This window comes from Oleiphilus sp. HI0079, assembly GCF_001635105.1.
In genome coordinates this window covers 1-3,522 of sequence record NZ_LWFT01000556.1, presented here as the reverse complement: position 1 = coordinate 3,522, position 3,522 = coordinate 1, and the positions used below count along the sequence as shown (strand labels likewise).

Annotated in this window: 2 protein-coding genes and 1 pseudogene; all 3 read left to right on the top strand. The window is 50.8% G+C overall.

Annotated elements, in window-relative coordinates:
• Window positions 1-847 (top strand): annotated as a pseudogene (locus A3750_RS08920) (glycine dehydrogenase); the annotation flags it as partial.
• Complete coding sequence (gene gcvPB, locus A3750_RS08915) at window positions 847-2,298, top strand: aminomethyl-transferring glycine dehydrogenase subunit GcvPB (protein WP_068458647.1); 1,452 nt, start codon at window positions 847-849, stop codon at window positions 2,296-2,298. The pseudogene A3750_RS08920 and the gene gcvPB, both read left to right, overlap by 1 nt.
• 82 nt (window positions 2,299-2,380) lie before the next feature.
• A partial coding sequence (locus tag A3750_RS08910; protein WP_068548176.1) for a class I SAM-dependent rRNA methyltransferase occupies window positions 2,381-3,522 on the top strand: 1,142 nt, incomplete at its 3' end.

Genomic DNA, 3,522 nt, shown 5'->3' with positions numbered 1-3,522 from the left:
TCAGGGCATTGAATTGGCCGAATTGGCCATGGATCAGCAGGCGCTGACTGTTGACCACCAAGCATTGGAGCAGCACGAGGGTGAGGATTATGCTGCATTGGTGATCGCGCAGCCCAATTTCTTTGGTAGCCTTGAGCAAGTGGATGCTTTGACGGATTGGGCTCATGAGAACGGGATGCTGGTGATCGCGGTTGTTAACCCAACGTCGCTTGCTGTGCTTAACCCTCCAGGTGAGTGGGGAGCGAACGGCGCGGACATTGTTGTCGGTGAAGGTCAGCCTCTGGGGGTGCCTTTGGCGTCTGGTGGCCCTTATTTTGGTTTTATCTGCTGTACCAACAAACTAGTGCGTCAGATGCCGGGTCGAATTATCGGTAAAACAGTCGACACCGACGGCGTAGAGGGTTACGCATTGACATTGCAAGCACGCGAGCAGCACATCCGTCGTTCGAAAGCCACTTCAAACATTTGCACGAACCAGGGCTTAGCGGTGACAGCTGCGACCATTTATACCTCGTTGCTTGGTAGTGAAGGGCTTGAGCGAGTGGCGGCCCATAGCCATAACAATACCCAAAGCCTTGCGCAAAAGGCGGAAGGAGTTGATGGTGTGCGTTTAGCTGCTCAGAAAGCCAGCTTTCATGAGCGAGTGCTGCTGTTGGACAGGCCCGCTGAGAAAGTGCTTAAAGCCATGGCCGCCAAAGATGTGTTGGGCGGCCTAGATTTGGAGCCTTATTATCCGGAGCTTGGTTCTGCGATTTTGTTTTGTGCAACCGAAACCAAGTCCGAAGCGGATCTTGATAAGTATATTGATGCCCTTAGTCGCGCTGTTTCAGAAGTGGAGGCCGCATAATGTTGATTTTTGATAAGAGTGCAGAAGGCCGCAGAGCAACAGCGCAGGCTCCGGCAAGCAAGCCGGAACTCGCAGATATTCCGGCTGAGTTTCGTCGTGAGACCAAAGCAAGTCTTCCGCAAGCATCTGAATTACAAGTTGTTCGTCACTTTACGAACTTGTCTCGCAAGAACTTTTCTATCGACACCATTTTCTACCCTCTTGGGTCATGTACGATGAAGTACAACCCTCGTGGTGCGCACCGTGCTGCCAGTCTTCCTGGACATTTGGCGCGCCATCCTTTGGCGCCTGAATCTCATAGCCAAGGTTATTTGGCTTGCGTTTATGAGCTGCAGGAAATCCTTAAGGAAGTGACGGGTATGGCCGGCGTTTCATTGACGCCGATGGCTGGTGCGCAAGGTGAGTTCGCTGGGGTCGCAATGATCAAGGCGTACCACGAAGCGCGCGGAGACAGCGCTCGTCAAGAGATTATTGTTCCAGAAGCAGCGCACGGAACGAACCCTGCCACCGCTGTCATGTGTGGTTACAAGGTGCGTGAGATTCCGGTTCGAGCGGATGGTGATGTTGACCTAGAAGCATTGAAAGAAGCCTGCGGACCTCAGACGGCAGGCATTATGATGACGAACCCTTCGACGTGTGGTGTGTTTGAGCGTCAAATTGAGCAAATTTCTAAGACTGTTCACGAAGCGGGTGGTTTGCTTTATTACGATGGTGCGAACTTAAATGCCATTCTGGGTAAAGTGCGCCCAGGTGATATGGGTTTTGATGTTTTGCACATGAACCTCCATAAAACCTTTGCGACCCCACATGGTGGTGGTGGCCCAGGTTCTGGCCCTGTGGCCGTCGGTGAGCGTTTGTTGCCGTATTTGCCAACGCCGATCGCTGGCAAAGCCGAAGATGGGTCTTTGCGCTGGGATGGCGAGGATGTTATTCCTGATAGCATTGGGCGATTGAGCGCATTCATGGGGAATGCGGGCATTATCCTGCGTGCTTATGTCTATGCTGTTCTTTTGGGGCGCGAAGGCTTAAGAAGGGTTGGGGAGTATTCGACATTGAACGCAAACTATATGGCTGCGCTGATGTCGAAGGCCGGATTTAAACTTGCATACCCAGAGCGTCGTGCAACGCATGAGTTTATTGTGACGCTTAATTCGCAGGCAAAGCATCTTGGTGTGAATGCGATGGATTTTGCGAAGCGTTTGCTCGATTACGGCTATCACGCACCAACGACGTACTTCCCGCTGTTGATTCCCGAATGCTTCTTGATTGAGCCGACTGAAACTGAGTCGATTGAAGAGCTTGAAGGCTTTGTTGCTGCAATGGAGAAGATTCAGAAAGAAGCTGAGGAAACGCCAGAGCTGGTGAAGAACGCACCATACACCCAACCAGTGAAACGTTTGGATGATGTAAAAGCGGCTCGAGAGCTCGACGTAAATTATTGGGCAGACTAAGGTCTGCTTCAACACAACAGTATCAAGACGCGCATGCTGTCATCAGCGTGTGCGTTTTTTTTCGCCTAAATGGGGCTAGACAATGCAAACGATGATTCTAAGAAAAGGCGCTGAAAAACGCTTAAAGCAAGGCCACCTTTGGGTCTACAGCAACGAGGTTGACGTTAAGAAAACGCCCTTGAGAGGATTCGCCGCTGGTGAACAATGCACGATTGAGTCGCACTCTGGGCAATTTCTTGGCGTTGCTTTCGTCAATCCGAATACGCTTATTTGTGGTCGTTTATTTAGTCGCGATAAGCAAGCGGTTTTTGATCGGTCTTTGATCGCGCATCGCCTAAATATTGCTTTGTCTCTTCGCGAAACACGCTTTGATGTGCCTTGCTATCGTCTCGTTTTTGGTGATAGCGATGGCATGCCAGGCTTGGTGATTGATCGTTTTGACCAAGATTTTGTGGTTCAAATATCTATCGCCGGTATGGAGATGTTAAAGGACGATATTCTGGCGGTGCTAGAGAAAAAGCTCAAACCACGTTCGGTGTTGTTCAAAAACGATGGCAAGATGCGAGAGTCAGAAGGTCTAGAGAATTATGTAGAGCAGGCTACAGGTGAGTTACAAGAGGCGGAGCTCGTTGAGAATGGAGTCCGCTTCGTTGCGCCCGTTCAGCAAGGTCAGAAGACCGGCTGGTTTTATGATCATAGACTTGGGCGAGCAGCCCTGAAGCCATATGTGAAAGGCAAAAAGGTTCTAGACCTTTTTAGTTATGTTGGTGGTTGGGGTGTTCAAGCGGCGGCATTTGGTGCTTCAGAGGTGACATGCGTTGATAGCTCACGTTTGGCTTTAGACTATGTGCATAAGAATGCAGAGCTCAATGGTTTGCAGGATCAGGTAACGAGTATCGAGGGCGATGTGTTTGAAGTGTGCAAGGCGTTACGCGAGCAGGGAGAGCGCTTTGACGTGGTGATTGCCGATCCGCCAGCGTTTATTCCGCGCCGTAAGGATCAAAAAGCCGGTGAGATCGCCTATCAGCGACTGAACCAGATTGCGATGCGCTTGCTTAATAAGGACGGTCTGCTCGTATCCGGCTCGTGTTCGATGCATTTGCAGGAGTCGACGTTACTCGAGATTGTTCGAAAAACTGGCCGAACGCTGGAGAAGGAGCTTCAGTTGATTGAACGTTTTCCTCAGGGGCCGGACCATCCTATTGTTCCAGCTATTCCGGAGAC

Bases quoted from the DNA above. Each gene is read 5' to 3' on its own strand.
- gcvPB (WP_068458647.1), top strand. From the start codon at position 847: ATGTTGATTTTTGATAAGAGTGCAGAAGGCCGCAGAGCAACAGCGCAG.